A 24,934-nucleotide genomic window follows, 5' to 3' on the forward strand; every position below is an offset into this window, starting at 1 on the left:
TTTGTGCCATCGGTTGCACACCTTGCACGACCATTGGCGAAGTTTTCCAGAGTTTTTTGATAGCGGGGGTTTACAGCGTAAATTCGGCTCCGTATAGTGCGCGCCATCGACGACGGCAACGTGGTTGATGCTGCCCAGGTGGTGAAATTGGTAGACACGCCAGCTTCAGGTGCTGGTGATCGCAAGGTCGTGGAAGTTCGAGTCTTCTCCTGGGCACCAAAATTCAGATCAAACCCGCGAAAGCGGGTTTTTTCGTTTCAGGCCTTTGATTTTTAACGAAAAAATTGATTTATATTTTTCGAGTCAGGGGTTTACAGATTAAAAAGCCCGCCGTATAGTTCGCCCCATCAACAGCGGCAACGTTGCTTGATAATGCCCAGGTGGTGAAATTGGTAGACACGCCAGCTTCAGGTGCTGGTGATCGCAAGGTCGTGGAAGTTCGAGTCTTCTCCTGGGCACCAAATTCAGATCAAACCCGCGAAAGCGGGTTTTTTCGTTTCCGGGGTTTGAAAACTTCCCGGCGATTCAGCCCTCGCCCGTACTTGAGAAGTTTTATCGTTTATCCTTGCAAAGATTTGTTGCATTCAAGCGAGGAAACCGTCGGATGACTATCCGCTCTACCCATCTCAAGACATCCCTTCTGCGTGGCCTGACGCTCACCCTACTCAGTCTGACCCTGCTCTCCCCTTCGGCTCACAGCGCCGACAAGGTCTCACTGACCCTCTACAACGGCCAACACAAAGAAGTCGGCGATGAACTCGCCAAGGCCTTCGAAGCCAAAACCGGCATTCACGTCAACGTGCGCAAAGGCAGCAGCAACCAGCTGGCCAGCCAGGTCGTCGAAGAAGGTGAGCGCTCCCCGGCCGACGTGATCTATACCGAAGAATCCCCCCCGCTCAATAAACTGGGCGAGCAAGGCCTGCTGGCCAACATCGACGCCAGCACCCTCGACGTACTGCCCAAGGACTACGTGGGCAGCAACGGCAACTGGATGGGCGTGACCGCCCGCACCCGCGTGGTGGCCTTCAACCCGAAACTGATTGCGGAAAAAGACCTGCCCAAATCGGTGCTGGATTTCGCCGGCCCCGAGTGGCAAGGCAAAGTCGGCTTCGTGCCTACCAGCGGCGCATTCCAGGAACAGGCCGTGGCAATCCTCAAGCTGCACGGGCGCGAGGCGGCTGAAGAATGGCTGACCGGCCTGCGCGCCTTTAGCAAGGTGTACAGCAACAATATGGTTGCGCTCAAAGCGGTGGAAAATGGCGAAGTCGCCACCGTGCTGGTGAACAACTACTACTGGTTTGCCTTGAAGAAAGAAAAAACCAACCTGGATTCGCAACTGCATTACTTCACCGACGGCGATGCCGGCGGCCTGATCACCGTGTCTTCGGCAGCCGCACTCAAATCCAGCAAACACCCGAAAGAAGCCCAGCAGTTGCTGGCATTCATGGCCAGCGAAGACGGCCAGCGTGTGATCACCAACACCTCAGCCGAATACCCGCTGCGCAAGGGGATGCAATCGAGCCGTGGCCTCAAGCCATTCTCTGAGCTGCAACCGCCGAAAGTCACGCCTGCCGACCTTGGCAATGCCGAGGAAGCCCTGGAGCTGGAACGCGAGGTTGGCTTGAACTGATGAGCCCATCGCTATCGGCGCCGGGGTTCATGCCCCGGCGCAAACGTCCGTCGATCTGGCTGCTGCTGCCCGTGTTATTGCTGGTTGGCCTGAGCCTGCTGCCGTTGGTCTACGTTGGGCTCAAAGCCTGGCAGGCGGGCTGGGCGCAGGCCCTGCACCTGCTGTGGCGGCCTTACGTGTTCGGCCTGCTGCGCAATACTTTGGCGCTGATGGTCGGCGTTACCCTGGCGTGCGGCGTGATCGGCCTGTCCCTGGCCTGGCTGCTCGAACGCAGCAACCTGCCGGGACGGCGCATCTGGGGCGTGATCCTGTGCCTGCCGTTTGCAGTGCCGGCGTTTGTCAGCAGCTTTACCTGGGTGTCGCTGAGCGCCAATTTCGAAGGGCTAGGCGGGGCGATCCTGGTGATGACGCTGTCAAAATACCCGCTGGTGTTTCTGCCAGTGGCGGCAACCCTGCGCAACCTGGATCCGTCTCTTGAAGAGTCGGCGCGCACGCTGGGACACAATCGCTGGGGCGTGTTCGTGCGCGTCACCCTGCCCTTGCTGTGGCCGTCCCTGCTGGCCGGCGCATTGCTGATCGCGCTGCATATGCTGGTGGAGTTCGGCGCCCTCTCGATCATCGGCCTGCAGACCTTCACCACGGCGATCTACCAGCAATTCGAACTGGAGTTCAGCAATGCCAATGCCGCGATGCTGTCGGCAGTGTTGCTGGTGATGTGCCTGACCCTGCTGTGGCTGGAGCTGCGTGTGCGCGGCAAGGGCCGACACGCGCGCATCGGCCAGGGCGCGGCGCGGCATGCCGGGCAGGTGAAGCTGGGCCAGTGGGCGCCGTTGGGCCAGCTGTATTGCCTGGCGCTGGCGGTGATCGGCAGCGGCATTCCGCTGGGCATGCTCGGGTATTGGCTGGCGGTGGGTTCGTCGGCGGCGTTCCCGCTGGCCGAGATTGGCGAGGCGCTGCTGTCGTCCCTGGCACTCTCGCTGGGCGGCGCGGCGCTGTGCCTGGTGCTGGCGGTGCCGGTTGGGCTGCTGGTGGTGCGCTACAAGGGCCGCCTGGCGATCTGGGCCGAGCGTCTGCCCTATCTGCTGCACGCTCTGCCTGGGTTGGTCATCGCCCTGACGCTGGTGTATTTCGCACTGCATTATGTGCCAGTGCTGTATCAAACCTCGGCGCTGTTGCTGATCGCTTATGCGCTGCTGTTTTTACCGCTGGCCCAGGCGCCGATTCGTACGGCCCTGAACAAGGCTGCACCGCAGCTGGAAGAGGCGGCGCGCACGCTGGGCGCGTCGTCGTTCAGTGCGTTCTGCCGGGTGACCCTGCCGATTATTTTCCCAGCGCTGGGCGCAGCATTTGCGCTGGTGTTTCTGGATGCGATGAAGGAGTTGACGGCGACGTTGCTGCTCAGTCCGACCGGGCTGAATACCCTGGCGACTGCGGTGTGGGCGCATACCTCGAATATAGAATTTGCGGCGGCGGCGCCTTATGCGGCGTTGTTGATTCTGGTGTCGGGGTTGCCGGTGTATTGGCTGACGACTCGGATGTATCTGAGCCGCTGAAATCGCTATCGGGAGCAAGCCCCCTCTCACATTTGAAGGTCTTCACACATCAAAATGTGGGAGGGGCTTGCTCCCGATAGGGCCAGCACTAGGCCCGAAACTGTCCCAGGCTGGCCTTAAGCTGCGCCGCCAACCCATCCAGCACCTTGCCACTGGCCGTGGTCTCCACCACCGCCTGCGCCGCGCGCTCGGCCTGGGCATGGATCACCTCCACCCGCCCACGCACCGCATGCGCCCCCTGGGCCTGATGCTCGGCCGCGCGCGTCGCCAGGCCGATGGCCGCGTGCACCTGCTCCACCGAGGCCTGCACCGTCTGCTGCAAGCGCACACTGTCACGCAACACCAGCAAACCTTCGCTGGCCTGGCGCCCGGCCTTGCCGATGGTTTCCACCGCCTCGCGCGCGCCCTGCTGCAACGCGACGATATGCGCCTGGATGTCACCGGTTGAGCTTTGGGTCTTGCTGGCCAGCGCACGCACCTCGTCCGCCACTACCGCAAAGCCGCGTCCGGTCTCACCGGCACGCGCCGCCTCGATGGCCGCGTTGAGCGCCAGCAGGTTGGTCTGTTCGGCGATGCCATGAATCACGGTCAGCACCACTTCGATCTGCTCGCTTTGCTGCGCCAGCCGCTCGATGACCTGGGAACCGGCCTGCACCTGCCCCGCCAGCGCCTCGATCAAACTGCCGACTTCGGCCGAAGTGCGCGCGTTTTCATCGGTGGCCTGACGAATATCCACCACCTGCTGCAACGCCGCTTGCATCGCCTGGCTTTCGGCCTGGGCTTCATCAGCCATCTGCGAAAGCTCGCGCAGGCTCTCGGCCACCTCATCGCGCTGCAAGCCGGCCGCGGCATCGGCGCCGGCATTGCGCAGGGTCATGGCGCCGATTTCCACCCCGGTGCGCTGGGCCACATCGCCCGCTTCGCGCACGATAGGCTGCAACTTATCCACAAAGCGATTGACCGCCGAAGCCATGGCGCCGATTTCGTCCTTGCTGTTGATTTGCACGCGCCGGGTCAGGTCGCCGTCGCCCGCCGCCAAGTCATCCATGGCGGCAATCAACAGTTTCAGGCGATTGACCACGCGCCGCCCCAGCACGATGGCGATCAGCAGCAACACCGCCAAACCCACGATGGCGAGCCCCATACCGATGCGCCAGCGCAGCGTGCCCGCCGCATCCTGCACAGCATCGGTGGTGTTGGCGGTCATCTGGTTGGCGGTGGCCTGGGCCGATTGCAGACGCGCGCCCATGGCGGACGCGCTGTCAGCGGCTGCGCCCTTGAGGCTGTCGCCCACCAGTTGATCGCCGCTGGCGATCAACGCGGCGAAGCGTTTGTCGAGGGCTTGCAGATTCGCCTCCACCGAGGCGGTCGAAACGCCCATGCGCACCTTGCCGATCTCGACCCCATTGGGGCTGATGGACGCTTCGACGTAGTACACGGCAGGATCGGACCTGGCCGCATCCAGCACTTTGTCGAGGGCGCGCTCACCGGCGCCCTTGGCCAGCAGCGCCTGGTTGATCGGGTTTTCACGATTGAGGTAGCGGGTCAGATGCTCACCGGTGGCGTCGTCGTAGACCACGAACAACACGTTGGGATTGCGCTGGGCGCGCCGGGCGAATTCGGACAACGTCGGCACATCGCTGTCCCACATGGCGCGCGGCGCCACCGAGGCCAGCAATTGCGCCATGTCGTTGGCGGAGTCTTGCAGGTCTTTTTCCAGGGTCGCACGCAGTTGCTTCTGCTCTTCCTGCAGGCGTGTTGAAAGCCCTGCAGTCAGACGCTGACGCGTGCTGGTGGACAAGCTCTCCAGACTCGACGTGACTTCCTTGCCGGCCTGGGCCAGTTCGCCTGAGAGCTTCTGGCTGTCGATGCCCAGACGCGCGGCCAAATCTGCCTCCAACGCCGTGACCGTGCTCCGCGTCAGCGCGACGGCGACCAGCACTTGCACCAAAAGGGCGATACCCAGAGTAACGAACACCGGACGCAACAGACGACTTTGTAACACTGAGAGAACGGCAGACATCGGTAATCCCTCGACCACGGGTGCCATTAATTTGATAGCACCGCGAAAGAGAGAATAACAGCAAGTGTCGTGCCGTCTGGCAGACGCCCATGAAAAAGGGCTCCCGAAGGAGCCCTTTGCTTTTCACATCAATCGCTTATCAAGCGAACGGGTGGCGCAGAACGATGGTTTCGTTGCGGTCAGGCCCCGTCGAAATAATGTCGATCGGCGCACCGATCAACGCTTCAACACGCTTGATGTAGGCACGGGCGTTAGCCGGCAGTTCTTCCAGGGTCTTGGCGCCCACGGTCGATTCGGTCCAGCCCGGCACTTCTTCGTACACCGGCTGCAGGCCTACGTAGCTGTCAGCGTCGGTCGGTGCGACGTCATTGCCTTGCGCATCCTTGTAGCCGATGCAGATGTTGATGGCTTCCAGACCGTCGAGTACGTCCAGCTTGGTCAGGCAGATGCCGGAGATGCTGTTCACATCAATGGCGCGACGCAGGATAACGGCGTCGAACCAGCCACAACGACGGGCGCGGCCAGTGGTGGCGCCGAATTCGTGACCCTGCTTGGCCAGGTGCGCGCCCACCGCGTCGAACAGCTCAGTCGGGAAAGGACCCGAGCCCACGCGGGTGGTGTAGGCCTTGGTGATGCCCAGGATGTAGTCGAGGAACATCGGGCCAACGCCGGAACCGGTGGCAACGCCGCCGGCAGTGGTGTTGGAGCTGGTCACGTACGGGTAGGTACCGTGGTCGATGTCCAGCAGCGAGCCCTGCGCGCCTTCGAACATGATGTCCTTGCCGGCGCGACGCAGGTCGTGCAGCTCGGCGGTCACGTCCAGCATCAGCGGCTTGAGCAGCTCGGCGTATTCCTTGCACTCGGCCAGGGTCTTGTCGAACTCGATGGCCGGCTCTTTGTAGTAACCGACCAGCATGAAGTTGTGGTAATCCACCAGTTCACGCAGCTTGTCTTCAAAGCGCGGCATGTTGAGCAGGTCGCCCACACGCAGGCCACGACGGGCAACCTTGTCTTCGTACGCCGGGCCGATGCCGCGACCGGTGGTGCCGATCTTCAGCTCGCCACGCGCCTTTTCACGGGCCTGATCCAGGGCAACGTGGAAGGACAGGATCAGCGGGCAGGACGGGCTGATGCGCAGGCGCTCGCGCACCGGCACGCCTTTTTCTTCCAGCTTGGTGATCTCGCGCAGCAGGGCGTCGGGAGCTACCACCACGCCGTTGCCGATCAGGCACTGCACACCTTCGCGCAGCACGCCCGACGGGATCAGGTGCAAGACGGTTTTTTCGCCATCGATGACCAGGGTGTGGCCAGCGTTGTGGCCGCCCTGGTAGCGCACTACGGCGGCAGCATGTTCGGTCAGCAGATCAACGATCTTGCCTTTGCCCTCATCACCCCATTGGGTGCCCAGGACTACGACATTCTTACCCATAACACTTGTCCTCATTCGCGCAAACTTGGTGCCGGCGATGGCCGGCAGGAAAACTCAAGAAGCCAGTGGCGATACTTGCCAAAGCCCGTTCTGCTGAATCAATTGCCGGTCGCAGTCCGCTTCACGGGCGGCGGCCAATGGCTGCCCAGGCAAAGCCTGGACCACACGCTGACCCTCACTGCGCAACTGGCAAACCTGCTGCCAGAGTGCTGCGTCCGTACTGTCGGGCATCCAGATGCCACCAGACGGCAGCTCGACCTCAGCACGCCCCAGGGTCACCAGGGTTTTCAAATCGGTGGAAAAGCCGGTAGCCGGACGCGCGCGACCAAAGTCAGCGCCGATATCGTCATAACGACCGCCCTGGGCGATGGCCTGGCCAACACCCGGTACGAATACGGCGAACACCACACCCGTGTGGTAGTGGTAGCCGCGCAACTCACCCAGATCAAAGTACAGCGGCAACTGCGGGAAACGTGCCGACAACTGCTCGGCGATGGCCTGCACGTCGTCCAGCGCGGCCAATACCGACGCCGGCGCATTGGCCAGGCGCTCACGCGCGGCCACCAGCACTTCACGACCACCGCACAGGTTGACCAGCGCACGCAGCATGCCGGCCAGGTCCGCAGGCACGCCTTCGGTGAGGGCAATGACTTCATCGATGGCCTTGCGTTGCAGGGCATCGAACAACTGCTGCTCCACTTCGCCGGACAACCCGGCGGCACGGGCCAGACCACGGTAGATACCCACGTGACCCAGGTCCATGTGCACATCCGGCACATCAGCCAGTTGCAACATGGCCAGCATCAGGCTGATCACTTCAACGTCGCTGCTCGGGCTGGCGTCGCCATACAGCTCGGCCCCCAGCTGGATCGGGCTGCGCGAAGACGACAGGGCACGCGGCTGCGCATGCAGCACACTGCCGGCGTAGCACAGGCGGCTCGGGCCTTCGCGGCGCAGAGTGTGCGCGTCGATGCGCGCAACCTGTGGCGTGATGTCGGCACGAAAGCCCATCTGCCGGCCCGATTGCGGGTCGATAACCTTGAAGGTGCGCAGATCCAGGTCCTGGCCCGCGCCGGTCAGCAGGGATTCCAGGTACTCGATATGGGGAGTCACGACAAACTCGTAACCCCAGCTCTGGAACAGATCCAACACCTGGCGACGCGCTACTTCAATGCGCGCAGCCTCTGGTGGCAGTACTTCTTCGATGCCATCTGGCAGCAGCCAGCGGTCTACCGTTGCCATTACGCCATTCCCCTTTGATCCGGGCGGCCAGCCCTCGGCCGAGCCTTGAGTGAAGCAGAAAACACCCGCCCCTTGCATAAACCACGCGCAAGAGCGACGTGACGAACGGCCTGTCAATGGCCTCGTCGGGCACTTTCCTCGAAAAACCGGTGGCGCCTGCTCGACCATCAACAATCAAACATGCAGACGCAAAAAAGCCGGGAATTTCCCGGCTGCCGCATCATACACCCGTTTTCTGAAAGGATCACCCCGCCCGGCATTTTAGCCGCCCGACGGAGTGGTTCCTGCAGAGTGACGAGCTGATTACTTGGCTTTTTCCAGGTAGCGGAAGAAATCGCTGCTTGGGTCCAGCACCATGACGTCGGTTTTGTTCGCGAAGCTTTCGCGGTAGGCACGCAGGCTACGATAGAACGCGTAGAACTCCTGGTCCTGGCCATAGGCCTTGGAGTAGATCGCCGCCGCTTGCGCATCGCCATCACCACGGGCCTCTTCAGACTCGCGATAGGCTTCCGCCAGCAGGACACGACGCTGACGGTCGGCATCCGCACGGATCCCCTCAGCCAGTTCGTTGCCCTTGGCGCGGTGCTCACGTGCCTCACGCTCACGCTCGGTGCTCATACGCTCGAACACGCTGCGGTTCACTTCCTTGGGCAGATCAATGGCCTTGACGCGCACATCGACCACTTCGATACCCAGTTCCTTTTCCGCCATGGTGTTCAGCGAGCGGGTGATATCCGCCATCAGCGCATCACGCTCGCCGGATACCACTTCGTGCAGGGTGCGCTTACCGAACTGGTCGCGCAGACCCGACTCGAGACGACGCGACAAACGATCATCGGCAAGCTGCTTCTGGCCGGAGGTCGCGGTGTAGTACCGCTCGGCATCCTTGACGCGCCACTTGGCGTAGGCGTCAACCATCACGGCTTTCTTTTCCAGGGTCAGGAAGCGCTGCGTCGGTGCATCCAAGGTCATCAGGCGACCGTCGAACTTGCGCACCTGATTGACGTAAGGAACCTTCACATGCAGGCCGGGCTGGACATCCGCCTGGACCACGCGACCGAATTGCAGCAGCACCGCGCGCTCGGTCTGAGCGACGATGTAGAAGCAGTTCCAGGCAGCGATGACCACGACGACGCCCACAATCAGGGCGGTCAGCGATTTATTGCTCATCAACGACTCTCCCTGGTACGTGTTTGCTGTTGCAGCAGGTCAGCGGCCGCACGGGCGCTGGCTTCGTTGGCAGCGGCGTTCGAACCGGTCGACGGCGCGCTGGCGCCACTACGACCACCTTCGATCATCTTGTCCAGCGGCAGGTACAGCAGGTTGTTCTGCCCGCCCTTGCTGCCGGTCACGAGAACCTTGCTGGTGTTGCTGAAGACTTCCTGCATGGTGTCCAGGTACAGACGCTCACGGGTGACCTCGGGTGCCTTGCGATACTCGGCGACCAGCTTGGTAAAGCGATCCGCCTCACCCTTGGCGCGCGAGACCACTTCGTCACGGTAGCCGTTGGCATCTTCAAGGATGCGCTGGGCCTGACCACGGGCTTCCGGCACGACGCCGTTGGCGTAGGTTTCAGCCTGGTTGCGCGAACGCTGCTCGTCTTCACGGGCGCGGATCACGTCGTCGAAGGCTTCCTGCACTTCACGCGGTGCCGCTGCGCTCTGCACGTTCACCTGGGTGACGGTGATACCGGTGCGATAGGTATCGAGGAACCGTTGCAGACGCTCCTTGATTTCGCTGGCCATCAACTCACGGCCTTCGGTCAGCACCTGATCCATGGCGGTGGAACCCACCACATGGCGCAAGGCGCTTTCGGTCGCGTGTTGCAGGCTGATTTCCGGCTGGTCGACGTTCAGCACGAAGTCCTGCAGGTTGGTGATCTTGTACTGCACGGTCAGCGGCACTTCGACGATGTTTTCGTCTTCGGTCAGCATCTGGCCCTGCTTGGTATAGGAACGCTCACGTGTGACGTTCTCCATGTACTTCTTGTCGATCGGCGGGAAGTAGATGTTCAGGCCCGGCCCGACCGTCTCGTAGTACTTGCCGAAGCGCAGCACCACGGCTTGCTCCTGCTCGTCCACCACGTAAACGGCGCTGTACAGCCATACGGCCGCCAGCACGACAAGACCCAGGCCCAGCAGGCCATAGCCACCGCCCTTGCTTGTGCGACCGCCGTCGTCACCACCCCGTTTTTTCCCACCACCGAACAACCCATTCAGGCTTTCCTGCAGCTTTCGGAAGGCCTCGTCGAGATCTGGTGGCCCCTTGCGGTCGCCATTATTGCGGCGCTTACCACCCCAAGGATCCTGATTATTCGAGTTGCCACCCGGCTCATTCCAAGCCATAGCGCTCTCCATCTGATAAAGCAAAGACGCGCCCACGGCGCGCCGACCAATGCTACAGAATGCCTGCCATTGCGGCACAACCGCTTTGGGAGGCTTTTATTGCAAAGTGTGTTGTTCGATGAACTCCGCTGGCACCTCACCCTCGCGGCTGACCAGCCGATTGAGCTCCGAGCGCGGCAACCGAACGGCCAGCAAGCTGACACCTTCTTCGTCGTGTTCTTCTTTCTGTACCGCGCCCAGTTCGAAAAACTGTGCACGCAGTCGAGCAAAACGCTGCGGCAAGCGCAAGGTGCCGACGAACAAATCACTGCCGAGCAGTTCGGCAATCGCTTGTTCAAGCAGCTCCAGACCACTGCCATCACGCGCCGACAGCCACACCCGCTGGGGTACGCCGTTCTCGTCGCGCTGAATTTGTGGCTCAACGCCTTCAAGCAAATCGAGTTTGTTATAGACCTCGAGGATCGGCAAGTCCTGGGCACCAATCTCGCCCAGTACCACCATCACCTGTTCAATCTGCAGCATGCGGTCCGGTTCGGCCGCATCGATCACATGCAGCAGCAGGTCGGAGTTGCTCGACTCTTCGAGCGTAGACCGAAAGGCCTCGACCAGCTTGTGGGGCAAGTGACGAATGAAACCTACCGTGTCGGCCAGGACAATCGGCCCCAGGTCGCCTATATCAAGGCGGCGCAAGGTCGGGTCGAGAGTGGCGAACAGTTGGTCGGCCGCATACACGTCCGACTTCGTCACATTATTGAAGAGTGTGGATTTGCCGGCGTTGGTATAGCCCACCAGCGACACGGTAGGAATATCCGCACGCGAACGGCCTCGACGCGATTGCTCGCGCTGGCTGCGTACCTTCTCCAGGCGCCCCTTGATCTGGCGCAGGCGCACCCGCAGCAGGCGTCGGTCGGTTTCGAGTTGGGTTTCACCCGGACCCCGCATGCCGATACCGCCACCCTGACGCTCAAGGTGAGTCCAGCCGCGCACCAGACGCGTACTCATGTGGTCAAGCTGGGCCAGTTCGACCTGGAGCTTGCCTTCATGGGTGCGGGCGCGCTGGGCAAAAATATCGAGAATCAGACCGGTACGGTCGATCACGCGACACTCGAAAACACGTTCGAGGTTGCGTTCCTGACTGGGCGTGAGGGTGTGATTGAAGATCACCAGATCGGCTTCTTCGGCGTGGACCAGGTCGCGCAGTTCCTCGACCTTGCCGCTGCCGATCAGGTATTTGGCGGTTGGCCGATGACGCGGCACGTTAAAAAACGCAACGGTCTCGGCGCCGGCCGAATTTGCCAACTCCTGAAACTCCTGCGGATCTTCGCGCGCCTCAGGGTCCTGTCCATCCAAGTGAACGAGGATTACTCGCTCACCACCACCGTGGCGCTCAAAGAACAAAGGAGACTCCTATCAGGCGTTACCTGGCTCAGCGTCAGCTGCATCATCACCGGCTGCGCTAGGCAGACGGATTGGACGGACTGGAACGACTGTCGAGATAGCGTGCTTGTAGACCATCTGGCTGACGGTGTTTTTCAGCAGGATCACGAACTGGTCGAACGACTCGATCGTGCCTTGCAGCTTGATACCGTTGACCAGGTAGATGGAAACCCCCACTTTCTCTTTACGTAAAGTGTTCAAGTAAGGGTCTTGTAGCGAATGCCCTTTTGACATGTGTCGCACTCCTTTAAGGATCAATAATTAAAAAATCGGAAAATGGGTAGCTTATGGCCGTCACACCCCCAAGGATAGACGGCAATTGCAAGGACTCAGCTCAATATGGAGACCGACCCCAGGTATTTCAAGGCGCGTGACAGATTGTCGCTGTCCAGGCTGTCCAGCCAGTGCAAATCGCTCCAGCTGCGCAGCCAGGTGAACTGGCGCTTCGCCAATTGGCGCGTGGCGATGATGCCGCGCTCCTGCATGTCGGCTGACGTCAGCTTGCCATCCAGGTAATCCCAGACTTGACGGTAGCCTACAGCGCGTATCGAAGGCAGCCCGGCATGCAGGTCACCTCGGGAACGCAAAGCTACGACCTCGTCCACAAACCCCTGTTCCAACATAATCGTGAATCTTTGCGCAATTCGTTCATGCAGCACTTGGCGATTTGCCGGGGCAATGGCCAGATTCGCGACAGTATAGGGCAATTGTGATTGACCCGACGCGTCTGCATCAGCACTTTGCGCAGTTTGTTTCAGCCTGTGTTCAGTCATGGTCTGGCCGCTCACACGCCAGACTTCCAGCGCGCGCGTGAGGCGCTGCGGATCGTTGGGGTGAATACGCGCGGCAGACACCGGGTCTACCGCCGCCAGTTGGTCGTGCAGGGCTTGCCAGCCAAGGCGGGCAGCGTCGTCCTCAAGTTCGGCGCGCACCTGGGCGTCGGCGGGCGGCATGTCGGCGAGCCCTTCCTGCAAAGCCTTGTAGTAGAGCATTGTGCCGCCCACCAGCAGCGGGATATTGCCCCGCGCGGTGATGTCGGCCATGGCTGCCAGGGCGTCAGTGCGAAAATCCGCAGCCGAATAGCTCATCGACGGGTCGAGGATGTCGATCAGGCGGTGGGGATGTTCGGCCAGCAGCGCTTTGGAAGGCTTGGCGGTGCCGATATCCATGTCCCGGTAAACCAGGGCAGAGTCGACGCTGATCAGCTCGCAGGGCAGCACCTTGCTCAGCTCGATGGCCAGGTCAGTCTTGCCGGCGGCCGTGGGGCCCATCAGAAAGATCGCGGGGGGCAAGGCACTCATCAGCGGCCGCGCAGGAACAGTTTGTCCAGATCGTCCAGGCCCATCTGGGTCCAGGTCGGCCGACCGTGGTTACACTGGCCACTGCGCTCGGTGTTTTCCATGTCGCGCAGCAGGCCGTTCATTTCCGGCAGGGCCAGACGGCGATTGGCGCGGATCGCGCCGTGGCAGGCCATGGTGCCGAGCAGCTCATTGATGTGCGCCTGGATACGGTCACTGGTGCCGTACTCCATGAGGTCGGCCAGCACGTCGGCCACCAGGCGGTTGGCCTCGGCCTGTTTGAGCAGCGCCGGAATCTGACGGATCGCAAGGGTTTCCGGGCCCAGGCGTTGCAGTTCAAAACCGAGTTTCTGGAACACACCATGGTGTTCTTCGGCGCAGTCGGCTTCCCGCTGACTGACGGCCAGGGATTCGGGCACCAGCAGCGGCTGGCCGCTCAGGCCTTCGCTGGCCATGGCGATCTTGAGGCGCTCGTACATGATTCGCTCGTGGGCGGCGTGCATGTCCACCAGCACCAGACCGTGGGCGTTTTCCGCGAGGATGTAGATCCCCTTGAGCTGGGCCAGCGCATAACCCAGCGGCGGGATATCACCGCCACCTTCGGGCAACGCAACGGCGGCGCCCGGCTCGGCACCCGGCAGCGGCGCGAAAAATTCGCGATAGGCCGCCTGGGCCTCGGCCACCGGCACAGTCGATTGCGGGCGCGGCGTGTATTGATACTGATAGCCCGCGCCAGCACCCGAGCCCGGCGCGGTGTACGAAGGCTGTGGCTGCGGCGATTGCAGCAGGTTGGCCGCCAGGCTCATTTCGCCCTGCGGCCCGAACTCACCGGCCTCGGGGCCGGTCGGCCGCACCACTGCCGTCACGATCGGCGCCGACAGTTGATCGTCCGGACGCACATCGCCCAGGGCGCGGTGCAAGGTGCCATACAGGAAGTCATGCACCATGCGCCCATCACGGAAGCGCACTTCATGCTTGGTCGGGTGCACGTTGACGTCAACCACCGAAGGGTCGACCTCAAAGAACAACACAAAGGTCGGATGCCGACCGTTGAACAACACGTCGCGATACGCTTGACGCACCGCATGCGCCACCAGTTTGTCGCGCACCGCACGGCCATTCACGAAGAAATACTGCAAGTCCGCCTGGCTGCGCGAGAACGTCGGCAGGCCCACCCAACCCCACAGACGCAGGCCATTGCGCTCGATCTCGATCGGCAGCGCCTGCTCCAGGAAACCCGCGCCGCAGATCGCCGACACCCGTCGGGCACGCGCAGCATCGTCATGGGCTTCGTGCAGGCTGAGGATGGTCTTGCCGTTGTGACGCAGGTGAAACGCCACGTCGAAACGTGCCAGGGCCAGGCGCTTGATGACTTCCTGCAGGTGATCGAATTCGGTTTTCTCGGCCTTGAGGAATTTGCGCCGGGCCGGGGTGTTGAAGAACAGGTCGCGCACTTCCACCGACGTACCCACCGGATGCGCCGCCGGCTGAACGCGCGGGGCCATGTCGCGGCCTTCGGTTTCCACTTGCCAGGCCTGCTCGGCGTCGCGGGTGCGCGAGGTCAGGGTCAGGCGCGCCACGGAGCTGATCGACGCCAGGGCCTCACCGCGAAAACCCAGGCTCATCACCCGCTCCAGGTCTTCGAGGTCGCGGATTTTGCTGGTGGCGTGACGGGCCAGGGCCAGCGGCAGGTCATCCGAGGAGATACCACTGCCATCGTCGCGTACGCGCAGCAGCTTGACGCCGCCCTGCTCCACGTCGACATCGATGCGTTTGGCGCCGGAGTCGATGCTGTTTTCCAGCAGCTCCTTGATCACCGACGCCGGGCGTTCAACCACCTCACCGGCGGCAATCTGGTTGGCCAGGCGCGGGCTGAGCAATTCAATGCGCGAGCCACTGTTCAACAAGGACTCGCTCATTACTGCGCCGCCAATTCAGTGCCGGGGATGGTCAGCACCTGGCCGACTTTCAGTTCGTCGCTCTTCAGGTTGTTGGCACTGCGCAACGTGGCAGGCGACACCTGGAAGCGCACCGCCAGCATGGCCAGGGTGTCGCCGGGCTGCACGCGATGGTCGCGCGGGCCCTGGGCGATTTTGCCGGAATCACGCAGCCAGGCAATGTAGGTACCCGGCGGCGGATTCTGCTGGAAGAACTGCCGTACGCCGGCGCTGATGGAACGCGCCAGGGCCTGCTGATGGCTGGCACTGGCCAGCTTGGAGGCTTCGTTGGCGTTGGAGATAAAGCCGGTTTCCACCAGGATCGACGGGATATCCGGCGATTTCAACACCATGAACCCGGCCTGCTCCACGCGCTGTTTGTGCAGCGAGGTGACCCGGCCGATGTTGCTCAGGACTTTCTGGCCGACGTTGAGGCTGGAGGTCAGCGAGGCGGTCATCGACAGGTCGAGCAGTACGCCGGCGAGCATCTTGTCCTTGTCGTCGAGGGACACGTTGCCGGCCCCGCCGATCAGGTCGGAACGGTTTTCACTGTCGGCCAGCCAGCGCGCCGTTTCGGACGTGGCGCCGCGATCGGACAGGGCAAACACCGAGGCACCGAAGGCGGCGCTGGACGGCGCAGCGTCGGCATGGATCGAAACGAACAGGTCGGCGCCCTTCTTGCGCGCGATTTCTGTACGGCCGCGCAGCGGAATGAAGTAGTCACCGGTGCGGGTCAGCTCGGCGCGATAGCCTTTCATGCCGTTGACCTGGCGCTGCAGCTCGCGGGCGATGGCCAACACCACGTCTTTTTCATGCTGGCCGCGCGAGCCGGAGGCCCCCGGGTCTTCACCGCCGTGGCCGGCGTCGATCACCACAATAATGTCGCGCTTGCCCGGCGGCGCGGGCGGCGGCGGCGGCAATTTCACCTGCGGTTGCGATGGGTTGACGGGTATCGCGGGCACGGTCGCCACGCTCGGCGTCGGCGCAGGCGTCGGGTTGGCGTCGGCGGCATTGTCGAACAGGTCGACCACCAGGCGGTTGCCGTACTGGGCGTTGGGCGCCAGGGAAAAGCTTTTCGGGGTCACGGCCTTTTTCAGGTCGATGACCACGCGCAAGTCGGTGGGCGTACGCTGGGCCGAGCGCATGGCGGTGATCGGCGTGTTGGCGGTGGACACCTTGAGCGGTGCGGCCAGGGTCGCACCATTGATATCGATCACCAGGCGATCAGGCGCCGCCAGGGTAAAGACGCTGTGCTGGACAGGGCCAGACAGGTCAAACACCAGTCGCGTGTTATCCGGCGCTCGCCACAGGCGAACACTTTTCACCTGTGAAGCAGCCAGAGCATTGACAGTCATTGCCGCAAGCAACACTCCCACGACAGCAACCAACGCGCGAAAGCGCATACCTAACCCCACCAATTATTTGAATTCCAATGCCAAAGCGGCGCACCACGACTGGCCACGCGCGCTCTGGGGCAACAACTTCAACTGACGTCCTGTTTCATGCGGCGTAATGGTAATGGTCATGTCCGGCTTTGGCAAAAAGCCTGCACCTTTATCTGGCCACTCGATCAGGCACAGCGCATCTTCGTCGAAGTAATCACGAATGCCCATGTATTCCAACTCTTCGGGGTCGACCAGGCGGTACAGATCGAAGTGAAAGGCGCGCACGTCGCCGATCTCGTAGGGTTCGACCAGCGTAAACGTGGGACTTTTCACCGCGCCAGCGTGCCCCAGCCCACGAATAATCCCCCGCGACAGCGTGGTCTTGCCCGCGCCGAGGTCGCCTTCGAGGAAGATCAGCCCGGCGCCTGCCGTGACGGCGGCGATACGATTCCCAAGCGCCACCATGGCATCTTCATCGGCCAGGAACAGGGTTACGTCAGACACGGCGACTGCTCCTCCAGCAATTGACGAATGGCGGGGATCAGGTCGCTGGCCGCCAGCCCCCGACCGAAGGTGCCCTGGCGATCACCTGCCGTAGCGTGCAGCCACACCGCCAGGCAGCTGGCGTCATAAGCCGGCATGCCCTGGGCCAGCAATGCACCCACCAACCCGGCCAATACATCACCCAGACCGGGCGCAGCCATGGCGGGATGGCCCTGATCACAGCGGGCAACGTCCCCATCGGGGCTTGCAATCAGACTGCCAGCTCCTTTGAGAATAACCACGGCATTTAATGTGAGGCTCAGCGCGAGTGCCGCATTGAGGCGATCAGCTTGAACCTCGGCGGTGGTAATGCCCAGCAAACGCGCGGCCTCGCCCGGATGGGGGGTGATCACGCAATTGGCCGGCAAGTCGACATGGCCTGCAGCGAGCAGGTTCAATGCGTCCGCGTCCCACACCTGCGGCAGTTTGGCGTTGGCCGCCACCGACAACAGGCTTCTGCCCCAGGCTGATTCGCCCAGGCCAGGACCCATGACGATGACCGAGGTTTTTTCCAGCAGGCCCATCAACTGGTTGGCCGAGCTAACGCCCAGCGCCATGACCTCCGGCAGTCGCGCAAGCGCCGCCGGCACATGCTCAGGCCGGGTCGCCAGGGAAACCATGCCGGCGCCACTGCGCAGGGCGCTTTCGGTGCTCAGCAGCGCGGCGCCGCCAAAGCCATGGTCGCCGCCAATGACCAGCAGATGGCCAAACTGGCCTTTATGGGCATCCGGGGAACGTGCAGGCAGTTGCGGCAAATTGCCGGGCAACAGTGGCTGAACGTCGGTTATTTCGTGTTTTGTCTGAGGCATGCGTCTTCAAGCTCCGATGTCTGGCAGAATTATACCCATCTAACCTGTGGTTTCTTGTGTCTCATGCCTGCCATTACCTCCGATCTGCCCGCGCTTGCCCAATCGATCAAAGACTGGGGCCGCGAGCTGGGCTTCCAACAAGTGGGCATCAGCGGCCTGGACCTGGCCGAGCATGAGCAGCACCTGCAACGCTGGCTCGACGCGGGCTATCACGGCGAGATGGACTACATGGGCGCCCATGGCAGCAAACGCTCCCATCCCGAGCAACTGGTGCCGGGCACCCTGCGCGTGGTGTCGCTGCGCATGGATTATCTGCCCGGCGACACCCAGATGGCTCACTTGCTGGCACAGCCGGAAAAAGCCTACATCTCGCGTTACGCCCTGGGCCGCGATTACCACAAGCTGATCCGCAAGCGTGTGCAGCAACTGGCCGACCGCATCCAGGCGCAGATCGGCCCGTTCGGCTTTCGTGCCTTCGTCGACAGCGCGCCGGTGCTGGAAAAAGCCATTGCCGAACAGGCCGGCCTCGGCTGGATCGGTAAAAACACCCTGGTGCTCAACCGCAAGGCCGGCAGTTACTTTTTCCTCAGCGAGCTGTTCGTGGACCTGCCGCTGCCGGTGGATGCGCCCCACAGCACCGAACATTGCGGCCGCTGCACGGCGTGCCTGGATATCTGCCCGACCAATGCCTTCGTCGGCCCCTACGTACTTGACGCCCGGCGCTGCATTTCCTACCTCACCATCGAACTCAAGAGCGCCATTCCCGAGGACCTGCGCCCGCTGATCGGCAACCGCGTGTTTGGCTGCGATGACTGTCAGATCGTTTGCCCATGGAATCGTTTCGCCCGGCCCACCGCCGAAAGCGATTTCAAGCCACGGCACAATCTGGATAACGCAGAACTGGCCGAACTGTTTCTGTGGGACGAGGACAGATTCCTCAGCAGCACCGAAGGCTCACCGCTGCGGCGCGCCGGTTATGAGCGCTGGCTGCGCAACCTGGCAGTGGGCCTGGGCAATGCGCCATCGAGCATTCCGGTGCTGGAGGCGTTGCAGGCGCGCCGCGATTACCCTTCAGAGCTGGTGCGCGAGCACGTGGAATGGGCGCTGAAGCAGCACGCCGGACGTCAGTGAACGTCGTCGTTATAGACGAACTTGGGCATTTCCCAATGAAAGCGGATCGCCAGCAGGCGCAACAGAAAACCGCTGAACAGCGTCAGCAGAATGGCCTGTTCGCTGGGCAACTCGAGGTAAAGGCACAGCAGGTAGAACCACGCGGCGAGAAATGACACGCTGGCGTAAAGCTCACGGCGGAACACCAGCGGGATGTCGTTGCAGAAAATGTCCCGCAGGATGCCGCCGAACACCCCGGTGATCACGCCGCTGACCGAAGCCACCAACATGCCATGGCCCATTTCCAGGGCGGTCATGCAGCCAATCAGGGTAAAAGCCACCAGCCCCACGGCATCCAGCGCGAGAAACAGCGAGCGCAGGCGGCGCATCAGCGGTGCGGCGAAGATCGTCACCAGCGCGGCGATCGAAGTCAGTATCAGGTATTCCGGGTGTTTGACCCAGGTCAGCGGGTAGTGGCCGAGCAACACATCGCGCACCGAACCGCCTCCCAGTGCCGTCACACAGGCAATCAGCACCACGCCAAACCAGTCCATGCCGCGCCGACCGGCGGACAGGGCGCCGGTCATGGCTTCGGCGGTGATGGCGATGAGGTAGAGCATCAGCAGCATGCGGGCGATCCTTGCATGGGCATCAAAGGTGACCGAGTCGCGTCCATCGGGAGCAAGCCCCCTCCCACAGTTGACTGCGTTCGCAGATCAATGTGGGAGGGGCTTGCTCCCGATAGCGCCAGGCCAGTCAATACCTCTTCAAGCCTTGATGAAATGCTTGCGGTAATGCTGCAACTCGGCAATCGACTCGCGAATGTCATCCAGCGCCAGATGCGTGCTGCCTTTATGAAAGCTGTCTTTAACCTCGGGCGCCCAGCGCGCGGCCAGCTCCTTCAAGGTGGACACATCCAGGTTGCGATAGTGGAAGTAACTCTCCAGCCCCTTCATGTGGGTATAGAGGAAGCGCCGGTCCTGGCAAATGCTGTTGCCGCAGATCGGCGACTTGCCCTTGGGCACCCACTTTTCCAGAAACGCGATGGTTTCGGCTTCGGCGTCGGCCATGCTGATGCGGCTGTCGCGCACGCGCTGGGTCAGCCCGGAGTTGCCGTGGGTGCGGGTGTTCCACTCGTCCATGGTGGCCAGCACCGCGTCGCTGTGGTGGATGGCGATCACCGGACCTTCGGCCAAGGTGTTGAGGTTGCTGTCGGTGACAATCGTCGCCATCTCGATGATGACGTCGGTGTCTGGGTTCAGACCGGTCATTTCCAGATCGATCCAAATCAGGTTCTGTGGGTTCAGCATGGCTTGATTCTCTTGGCACCTTGGCGTAGCCGAGCAGTTTAGCAGGCGGCGGCGTGCTAGACTCGCGACCGTTTCACCCTATCTTTGCATTATCGACACGGAACACCAATGGCCAAACGCCAGCTCAATCGTCGCCAAAACTGGCGCATCGAAAAGATTCAAGGCGAACGCGCCGCGCGCGCCGCCAAACGTGAATCCTCCGCCGTGGAAGCACTCGAGGGTGGCGACCTCGGCCCGGAACAGACGGGCCTGGTGATCGCGCACTTTGGTGTGCAGGTCGAAGTGGAGGCGCTGGAAGGCGAACTCGCCGGCTCAGTGTCACGTTGCCACTTGCGCGCCAACCTGCCGGCGCTGGTCACTGGCGACAAAGTCGTGTGGCGTGCCGGCAACCAGGGCATCGGCGTCATCGTCGCGCAACTGCCGCGCACCACCGAGCTGCGCCGTCCCGACAGCCGTGGTCAGCTCAAGCCTGTGGCAGCCAACGTCGACATGATCGTGATCGTGTTCGCCCCGCTGCCCGAGCCCCATGCCAACCTGATCGACCGCTACCTGGTCGCGGCCGAGCATGCCGGCATTCGCCCGCTGCTGCTGCTGAACAAATTCGACTTGATCGACGATCAGAACGCCCCCGCGCTCAACGCGCTGCTGGCGGTGTACCGCACCCTGGGTTACCCGGTGCTGGAAGTGTCGGCCCATCACGGCGACGGCATGGAACAACTGCAACAGCAGCTGGACGGGCGTATCAGCGTGTTCGTCGGCCAATCGGGCGTGGGCAAGTCGTCGCTGGTCAACAGCCTGCTGCCGGAAGTCGACACCCGCGTCGGCCCGCTGTCGGAGCTGTCCGGCCAGGGCACGCACACCACCACCACCGCACGCTTGTTCCACTTCCCGGGCGGCGGCGAGTTGATCGACTCCCCCGGCATTCGTGAATTCGGCCTGGGCCACGTTAGCCGCAGCGATGTGGAAGCGGGTTTTATCGAGTTCAACGACCTGATCGGTACCTGCCGCTTCCGCGACTGCAAACACGACCGCGAACCTGGGTGTGCGTTGCTCAAGGCACTGGAAGACGGACGTGTGCAGCAGCAGCGGATGAACAGCTATCGGTCGATTATTGCGAGCTTGCCTGAGAGCAGTTACTGAACGTATTGGCGAGCGGGCTTGCCCCGCGCCGGGCTGCGCAGCAGCCCTCATCCAAACGGCTTATTTATTCCAGAAATGATTCATCAGGCTTTGGGGCTGCTGCGCAGCCAAACGCAGGACAAGCCTGCTCGCCACAATAAGCCACAGCCTATTTAGCTATGAACCCGTCCCAGGCACCGTCGGATCCTTCACCCCACCGTCATCGAACAAATTCAGCTTCTGGCGCAGTTCATGGGCCGGTAACGGCTCCTGCCCCGGCGCAATCGCATTCGGGTCGGTGGGCACTTCACCCGGTGCGCCTTCACCCTGGGCGGGTGCCGGTGGCGGCTGGTCGCCTTCAATCGCGCGCTGGGCCTTTTTGGTCAGTACGACGATATCGATGCGGCGGTTGACCGGATTGAAGGGGTCCTTGTGATCAAACAGCTGCGAGGAGGCAAACCCCACCACGCGCGCCACTTGCGGGTCCGGATAACTGCCGGCGACCAGCGCACGCCGGGCGGCGTTGGCGCGGTTGGCCGACAGCTCCCAGTTGCCGAAGTCGCCCTGGCCCGCGTAGGGCTTGGCGTCGGTATGGCCGCTGATGCTGATCTTGTTCGGCACCGCCTTGATGGTGTCGGCCATGGCCAGCAGGATGTCTTCAAAGTACGGTTTGAGGCGTGCGCTGCCGGAGTCGAACATCGGCCGATTGGCGGCGTCGGTGATCTGGATGCGCAGGCCTTCCGGGGTGATTTCGAACGAAATCTGATCCTTGAACTTGAGCAACTGCGGGTTTTCTTCAACCTTGTTCTGCAACTCCTGCAGCAACAGTTCGAGGCGTTCCTGCTCGACCTGTTCGGCCATGCTCTCGACGGTATCGCGCTCCACGGGAATCTTGTCCTGCGGCGACTCGGTCTGCACCTCCGGGTTGATGGTGCGCTCCGGCGCCAACTGCGGTGATCCACCCAGGTCGATCACAAAGGGCGTGCCGCTTTCCGAGAAGCCGATCGGGTCCTTGAAGTAACCGGCAATGGCGATCTTCTGTTCCGGCGTGGCGGTGGACATCAGCCATAGCACCAGGAAGAACGCCATCATCGCCGTGGCAAAGTCGGCGAAGGCGATCTTCCAGGCGCCACCATGGTGCCCCGCAGCGAAGCGCTTGACGCGCTTGATGATTATCGGCTGGTTGTTTTCCATGGCTTAGCGACCGCGAACCGCTTGCTCCAGCTCGGAGAAACTCGGGCGATGTTTGGGGTAGAGCACCTTGCGCCCGAACTCCACGGCCAGCGACGGCGGCATGCCGGACGCCGACGCCACCAGGCTGGCCTTGATCGCTTCGTACAGATTCACTTCTTCCTTGGCGTCGTGGGCCAGGCAGGTGGCGAGCGGGCCGAAGAAGCCGTAGGCCGCCAGGATACCGAAGAAGGTGCCCACCAGCGCCGCGCCGACGTGCATGCCAATGGCCGCCTGGTCACCTTCGCCGAGAGAAGCCATGGTCACCACGATGCCGAGCACTGCCGCAACGATACCGAAACCGGGCATGCCGTCGGCGACGCCGGTCACGGCATGGGATGGATGCTCCAGCTCTTCCTTGAGGCTGAACAGCTCCATGTCGAACAGGCCTTCGAGTTCGTGGGGAGCCATGTTGCCGGAGGACATGATGCGCAGGTAATCACAGATATAGGCGGTCAGGCGCTCGTCCTTGAGCACCGTCGGGTACTTGGCGAAAATCGGACTGGCCGCGGCATCTTCGATATCGCCTTCAATGGCCATCATGCCTTCGCGACGACTCTTGTTGAGGATCTCGTAGACCAGACCCAGCACATCCAGATAGAAGGTGTGAGAAAAGCGCGAGCCGAACATGCCCACCGATTTCTTGATCACGTGCATGGTCATGTAGCCGGGGTTGGCCTGCAGGAATGCGCCAAACGCAGCACCGCCGATAATCAGCACTTCGAAAGGCTGGATCAACGCGGCAATTTTACCGTGGGACAAGACGTACCCACCGAGCACACTTGCGATGACGACAATGATGCCGATAATTTTAGCCATAGGGGATCTGTACTTGCGCCGTCGGGTTCATGGACATAGTGGGTGCAGCTGAAAACTCTTGTTCTACTTATCGGCAAAACTGCGCCAGACTATAGCCCGTTAAGGCGAAAAGCCAACTCAGCCCGTTCCGGGCGTATTGAACGCAAGTGATGATCACGCCCCAATGATGGCTAATGAAACCAGCGTCCCAAGTGCCAAACCCGCCACCCTCGCCGCCTGGATCAAGCGCCTGGACGATGTGCTGCTGCCCGTGCCGCAGGCCGCCCATGAGCGCGTGTGCAAGGCCATTCGCGACAGCCGCAGTTCGTTGCGAGATATTGCCGAGCTGATGCAGAACAGCCCGGCGCTGGTGCTCAGCGTGATGCGCGAAGCCAACGGCCACACCCAGGGCAGCATGACGGAACCGGCAGAAAACCTCGAAGTGGCGCTCAACCGCCTGGGCCTCAAGCGCGCCGAAGAACTGCTCGCGCGGCTGCCCTCGGTGCCCGCCCAGGACATCCCGCTGGCCTTGCGCCAATTGCTGCTGGTGAGCCAGCACGCGTCCCAGCAGGCCAGCGGCTTGTTCGCCAGCCGCCTGGCGCGCCTGTGGCAGGACATTCATTGGGGCAGCCTGCTGTTTCTGTCACCGCTGTGGCCGATGGCCGTGGCCTATCCCAAGCTGCTGGAAGAATGGGAGCTGCGGGTTATCCATAAAGGCGAGAGCGCCCGCGCGGTGGAGCAACAGGTGTTCGGCGTGCGCCTTCTGGACCTGTGCCTGGGCCTGACCGAAGCCTGGCACCTGCCGGTCTGGGTGTCCCAGGGTTATACCTTGCTGCGCAACGAGAAACGCCTGCTGGTCAAGGCCTTGCGCATCGCCCGCGAGGATGACGCACTGCGCCACCAGCAATTGCTCGACGCCGAACCCAACCTGCGTCGCTGGCTCAACCAGCCGGCCAATACCGTGCTGCTGGCCAACGGCCTGGCGATGTCGGCCCAGGAGTCCTGGACCTGCCCACACGCCGAGCGCTGGCAATACCTCACCGCGCTGTACCTGCAACAGCCGCTGGCCGATGTGCAGCAACAGGCTCACCAGCAGGCCGTCACCAGCGCCCGTACCACCTTGATGCCCGACCTCTGGCATCCGGCGCTGTCGCTGATCTGGCCGTGGCATGTGCAGAAGGTCCATCGCGGCCTGCTGCCGGCGCCACCGCCCACCGCCGAAGCCCTCGCTGTGTGGCGCAGGCACTGCACCGAGTTGTTGCTGGAGCCGAGCCGCTTCGCCAACGCCATGCACCTGACCACCTGCGCCCGGGACGCGCTGGTGGCCAGCGGCATGCAGCGGGTGATGCTGATGATGACGGATCGCGCCCAGAGCACCTTGCGCGTGCATCAGGTTGACGGCCTGCCCCGGGACGCGGCCAACCTGAGCCTGGACGTGGTCAACAGCACGCTGCTGCAGCGCTTGCTGGAGAAGTCCGCCCAGGTGCGCCTTACGCCCGACAACCATGCGCAATTCTCGGCCCTGCTGCCGCCGATCCTGCGCCGCCTGTTCGCTGGCGAACACCTGCTGCTGCGCTCGCTGAGCTGCAATGGCAAGGTGGTGATGCTGATGATCGCCGACCAGGGCGGCGGGCCGTTTTCGGAAACCACCGTGCAGGCCTTCGGCAAAACCGCCCAATGCGTCGAGAAAGCCCTGCACTGCTTTACCAACCGCAGCGCCTGATGCTTGCGCTACA

The 24,934-nt window shown here is 62.3% G+C and carries 21 protein-coding genes, 2 tRNA genes and 1 pseudogene; 7 read left to right on the forward strand and 17 right to left on the reverse strand.

The genetic code is table 11. From position 1 onward, the window contains the following. Positions 1 to 132: 132 nt before the first annotated feature. The 4 genes from ACXX81_RS20030 to ACXX81_RS20045 all read left to right on the forward strand — a co-directional run bounded on the left by ACXX81_RS20030 (position 133) and on the right by ACXX81_RS20045 (position 3,183). Positions 133 to 219: transfer RNA gene (locus tag ACXX81_RS20030), tRNA-Leu, on the forward strand. Between the two features lie 155 nt (positions 220 to 374). After that, a tRNA-Leu gene (locus tag ACXX81_RS20035) sits at positions 375 to 461 on the forward strand. Between the two features lie 143 nt (positions 462 to 604). After that, positions 605 to 1,630, forward strand: coding sequence for an extracellular solute-binding protein (locus ACXX81_RS20040; RefSeq protein ID WP_458572266.1), 1,026 nt, complete (start codon positions 605 to 607; stop codon positions 1,628 to 1,630). Beyond that, complete coding sequence (locus ACXX81_RS20045) at positions 1,630 to 3,183, forward strand: ABC transporter permease (RefSeq protein ID WP_458572267.1); 1,554 nt, start codon at positions 1,630 to 1,632, stop codon at positions 3,181 to 3,183. The genes ACXX81_RS20040 and ACXX81_RS20045 overlap by 1 nt, the downstream gene beginning before the upstream one ends. 88 nt (positions 3,184 to 3,271) lie before the next feature. On the opposite strand, the gene ACXX81_RS20050 is transcribed toward ACXX81_RS20045, so the two are convergent. The 13 genes and pseudogenes from ACXX81_RS20050 to ACXX81_RS20110 form a co-directional block, all read right to left on the reverse strand. Next, positions 3,272 to 4,156, reverse strand: a complete 885-nt coding sequence (locus ACXX81_RS20050; protein WP_428839042.1) for a methyl-accepting chemotaxis protein — start codon at positions 4,154 to 4,156, stop codon at positions 3,272 to 3,274. A 21-nt stretch (positions 4,157 to 4,177) separates the two neighbouring features. Then, a pseudogene (locus ACXX81_RS20055) lies at positions 4,178 to 5,233 on the reverse strand (methyl-accepting chemotaxis protein); the annotation flags it as partial. Between the two features lie 112 nt (positions 5,234 to 5,345). Further along, the gene (locus ACXX81_RS20060) at positions 5,346 to 6,635 is read right to left on the reverse strand and encodes an adenylosuccinate synthase (protein WP_209987899.1); all 1,290 of its coding nucleotides are present in this window, start codon (positions 6,633 to 6,635) and stop codon (positions 5,346 to 5,348) included. Between the two features lie 54 nt (positions 6,636 to 6,689). Then, the gene (locus ACXX81_RS20065; protein ID WP_458572268.1) at positions 6,690 to 7,877 is read right to left on the reverse strand and encodes an ATP phosphoribosyltransferase regulatory subunit; all 1,188 of its coding nucleotides are present in this window, start codon (positions 7,875 to 7,877) and stop codon (positions 6,690 to 6,692) included. A 303-nt stretch (positions 7,878 to 8,180) separates the two neighbouring features. Continuing rightward, positions 8,181 to 9,047, reverse strand: coding sequence for a protease modulator HflC (gene hflC / locus ACXX81_RS20070; RefSeq protein WP_209987893.1), 867 nt, complete (start codon positions 9,045 to 9,047; stop codon positions 8,181 to 8,183). Then, positions 9,047 to 10,222: an FtsH protease activity modulator HflK gene (gene hflK, locus ACXX81_RS20075; RefSeq protein ID WP_003236241.1), complete on the reverse strand. Its 1,176-nt coding sequence runs from the start codon at positions 10,220 to 10,222 to the stop codon at positions 9,047 to 9,049. The genes hflC and hflK overlap by 1 nt, the downstream gene beginning before the upstream one ends. A 96-nt stretch (positions 10,223 to 10,318) precedes the next feature. Beyond that, a complete protein-coding gene (gene hflX / locus ACXX81_RS20080; RefSeq protein ID WP_209987890.1) occupies positions 10,319 to 11,620 on the reverse strand; it encodes a ribosome rescue GTPase HflX in 1,302 nt (433 codons plus the stop codon). Between the two features lie 12 nt (positions 11,621 to 11,632). Beyond that, positions 11,633 to 11,893 carry an RNA chaperone Hfq gene (hfq, locus tag ACXX81_RS20085; protein WP_003171355.1) on the reverse strand — a complete coding sequence of 87 codons (261 nt, stop codon included), beginning with the start codon at positions 11,891 to 11,893 and terminating at the stop codon, positions 11,633 to 11,635. Between the two features lie 95 nt (positions 11,894 to 11,988). Next, positions 11,989 to 12,960 (reverse strand): tRNA (adenosine(37)-N6)-dimethylallyltransferase MiaA, encoded by a 972-nt coding sequence (miaA, locus tag ACXX81_RS20090; protein WP_209987887.1) that lies wholly within the window; start codon positions 12,958 to 12,960, stop codon positions 11,989 to 11,991. Further along, a complete protein-coding gene (mutL, locus tag ACXX81_RS20095; protein WP_416195150.1) occupies positions 12,960 to 14,876 on the reverse strand; it encodes a DNA mismatch repair endonuclease MutL in 1,917 nt (638 codons plus the stop codon). Before mutL ends, miaA begins: the two co-directional genes overlap by 1 nt. Continuing rightward, a complete protein-coding gene (locus ACXX81_RS20100; protein ID WP_209987883.1) occupies positions 14,876 to 16,297 on the reverse strand; it encodes an N-acetylmuramoyl-L-alanine amidase in 1,422 nt (473 codons plus the stop codon). Before ACXX81_RS20100 ends, mutL begins: the two co-directional genes overlap by 1 nt. A gap of 15 nt (positions 16,298 to 16,312) precedes the next feature. Further along, entirely contained in the window at positions 16,313 to 16,783 is a 471-nt protein-coding gene (gene tsaE / locus ACXX81_RS20105) for a tRNA (adenosine(37)-N6)-threonylcarbamoyltransferase complex ATPase subunit type 1 TsaE (RefSeq protein ID WP_057010245.1), read from the reverse strand. Next, a complete protein-coding gene (locus tag ACXX81_RS20110) occupies positions 16,771 to 17,631 on the reverse strand; it encodes an NAD(P)H-hydrate dehydratase (RefSeq protein WP_458572269.1) in 861 nt (286 codons plus the stop codon). The genes tsaE and ACXX81_RS20110 overlap by 13 nt, the downstream gene beginning before the upstream one ends. A gap of 63 nt (positions 17,632 to 17,694) precedes the next feature. Here ACXX81_RS20110 and queG point away from each other — a divergent pair, with 63 nt between their 5' ends. Further along, positions 17,695 to 18,762 carry a tRNA epoxyqueuosine(34) reductase QueG gene (queG, locus tag ACXX81_RS20115; protein ID WP_231422384.1) on the forward strand — a complete coding sequence of 356 codons (1,068 nt, stop codon included), beginning with the start codon at positions 17,695 to 17,697 and terminating at the stop codon, positions 18,760 to 18,762. Here queG and ACXX81_RS20120 read toward each other — a convergent pair. Further along, positions 18,756 to 19,370, reverse strand: a complete 615-nt coding sequence (locus tag ACXX81_RS20120; RefSeq protein WP_057010242.1) for a trimeric intracellular cation channel family protein — start codon at positions 19,368 to 19,370, stop codon at positions 18,756 to 18,758. The two genes, queG and ACXX81_RS20120, sit on opposite strands and share 7 nt — an antisense overlap. A gap of 138 nt (positions 19,371 to 19,508) precedes the next feature. Then, positions 19,509 to 20,051, reverse strand: a complete 543-nt coding sequence (gene orn / locus ACXX81_RS20125; protein ID WP_209987873.1) for an oligoribonuclease — start codon at positions 20,049 to 20,051, stop codon at positions 19,509 to 19,511. 108 nt (positions 20,052 to 20,159) lie between these two features. Between orn and rsgA the strand changes: the two genes are divergently transcribed. Continuing rightward, positions 20,160 to 21,191: a small ribosomal subunit biogenesis GTPase RsgA gene (gene rsgA / locus ACXX81_RS20130; RefSeq protein WP_003236258.1), complete on the forward strand. Its 1,032-nt coding sequence runs from the start codon at positions 20,160 to 20,162 to the stop codon at positions 21,189 to 21,191. Positions 21,192 to 21,347: 156 nt separating this feature from the next. On the opposite strand, the gene motB is transcribed toward rsgA, so the two are convergent. Both motB and motA read right to left on the reverse strand, forming a co-directional pair. Further along, a complete protein-coding gene (gene motB, locus ACXX81_RS20135; RefSeq protein ID WP_209987870.1) occupies positions 21,348 to 22,364 on the reverse strand; it encodes a flagellar motor protein MotB in 1,017 nt (338 codons plus the stop codon). 3 nt (positions 22,365 to 22,367) lie between these two features. Further along, positions 22,368 to 23,219, reverse strand: a complete 852-nt coding sequence (gene motA / locus ACXX81_RS20140; RefSeq protein WP_003236261.1) for a flagellar motor stator protein MotA — start codon at positions 23,217 to 23,219, stop codon at positions 22,368 to 22,370. Between the two features lie 166 nt (positions 23,220 to 23,385). Between motA and ACXX81_RS20145 the strand changes: the two genes are divergently transcribed. Next, complete coding sequence (locus ACXX81_RS20145) at positions 23,386 to 24,921, forward strand: HDOD domain-containing protein (protein WP_231422452.1); 1,536 nt, start codon at positions 23,386 to 23,388, stop codon at positions 24,919 to 24,921. Positions 24,922 to 24,934 lie beyond the last annotated feature (13 nt).

This window comes from Pseudomonas sp. GNP013, assembly GCF_054343995.1.

What these genes read in the sequence shown, in the direction of transcription:
- ACXX81_RS20145 (WP_231422452.1), top strand. Translation starts at nt 23,386, where the DNA reads ATGGCTAATGAAACCAGCGTCCCAAGTGCCAAACCCGCCACCCTCGCC.
- ACXX81_RS20040 (WP_458572266.1), top strand. Translation starts at nt 605, where the DNA reads ATGACTATCCGCTCTACCCATCTCAAGACATCCCTTCTGCGTGGCCTG.
- hflK (WP_003236241.1), bottom strand. Translation starts at nt 10,222, where the DNA reads ATGGCTTGGAATGAGCCGGGTGGCAACTCGAATAATCAGGATCCTTGG.
- ACXX81_RS20100 (WP_209987883.1), bottom strand. Translation starts at nt 16,297, where the DNA reads ATGCGCTTTCGCGCGTTGGTTGCTGTCGTGGGAGTGTTGCTTGCGGCA.
- ACXX81_RS20050 (WP_428839042.1), bottom strand. Translation starts at nt 4,156, where the DNA reads ATGGCTTCGGCGGTCAATCGCTTTGTGGATAAGTTGCAGCCTATCGTG.
- hfq (WP_003171355.1), bottom strand. Translation starts at nt 11,893, where the DNA reads ATGTCAAAAGGGCATTCGCTACAAGACCCTTACTTGAACACTTTACGT.
- mutL (WP_416195150.1), bottom strand. Translation starts at nt 14,876, where the DNA reads ATGAGCGAGTCCTTGTTGAACAGTGGCTCGCGCATTGAATTGCTCAGC.
- miaA (WP_209987887.1), bottom strand. Translation starts at nt 12,960, where the DNA reads ATGAGTGCCTTGCCCCCCGCGATCTTTCTGATGGGCCCCACGGCCGCC.
- ACXX81_RS20060 (WP_209987899.1), bottom strand. Translation starts at nt 6,635, where the DNA reads ATGGGTAAGAATGTCGTAGTCCTGGGCACCCAATGGGGTGATGAGGGC.
- motB (WP_209987870.1), bottom strand. Translation starts at nt 22,364, where the DNA reads ATGGAAAACAACCAGCCGATAATCATCAAGCGCGTCAAGCGCTTCGCT.
- ACXX81_RS20120 (WP_057010242.1), bottom strand. Translation starts at nt 19,370, where the DNA reads ATGCTGCTGATGCTCTACCTCATCGCCATCACCGCCGAAGCCATGACC.
- hflC (WP_209987893.1), bottom strand. Translation starts at nt 9,047, where the DNA reads ATGAGCAATAAATCGCTGACCGCCCTGATTGTGGGCGTCGTCGTGGTC.
- orn (WP_209987873.1), bottom strand. Translation starts at nt 20,051, where the DNA reads ATGCTGAACCCACAGAACCTGATTTGGATCGATCTGGAAATGACCGGT.
- rsgA (WP_003236258.1), top strand. Translation starts at nt 20,160, where the DNA reads ATGGCCAAACGCCAGCTCAATCGTCGCCAAAACTGGCGCATCGAAAAG.
- ACXX81_RS20065 (WP_458572268.1), bottom strand. Translation starts at nt 7,877, where the DNA reads ATGGCAACGGTAGACCGCTGGCTGCTGCCAGATGGCATCGAAGAAGTA.
- ACXX81_RS20110 (WP_458572269.1), bottom strand. Translation starts at nt 17,631, where the DNA reads ATGCCTCAGACAAAACACGAAATAACCGACGTTCAGCCACTGTTGCCC.
- queG (WP_231422384.1), top strand. Translation starts at nt 17,695, where the DNA reads ATGCCTGCCATTACCTCCGATCTGCCCGCGCTTGCCCAATCGATCAAA.
- ACXX81_RS20045 (WP_458572267.1), top strand. Translation starts at nt 1,630, where the DNA reads ATGAGCCCATCGCTATCGGCGCCGGGGTTCATGCCCCGGCGCAAACGT.
- motA (WP_003236261.1), bottom strand. Translation starts at nt 23,219, where the DNA reads ATGGCTAAAATTATCGGCATCATTGTCGTCATCGCAAGTGTGCTCGGT.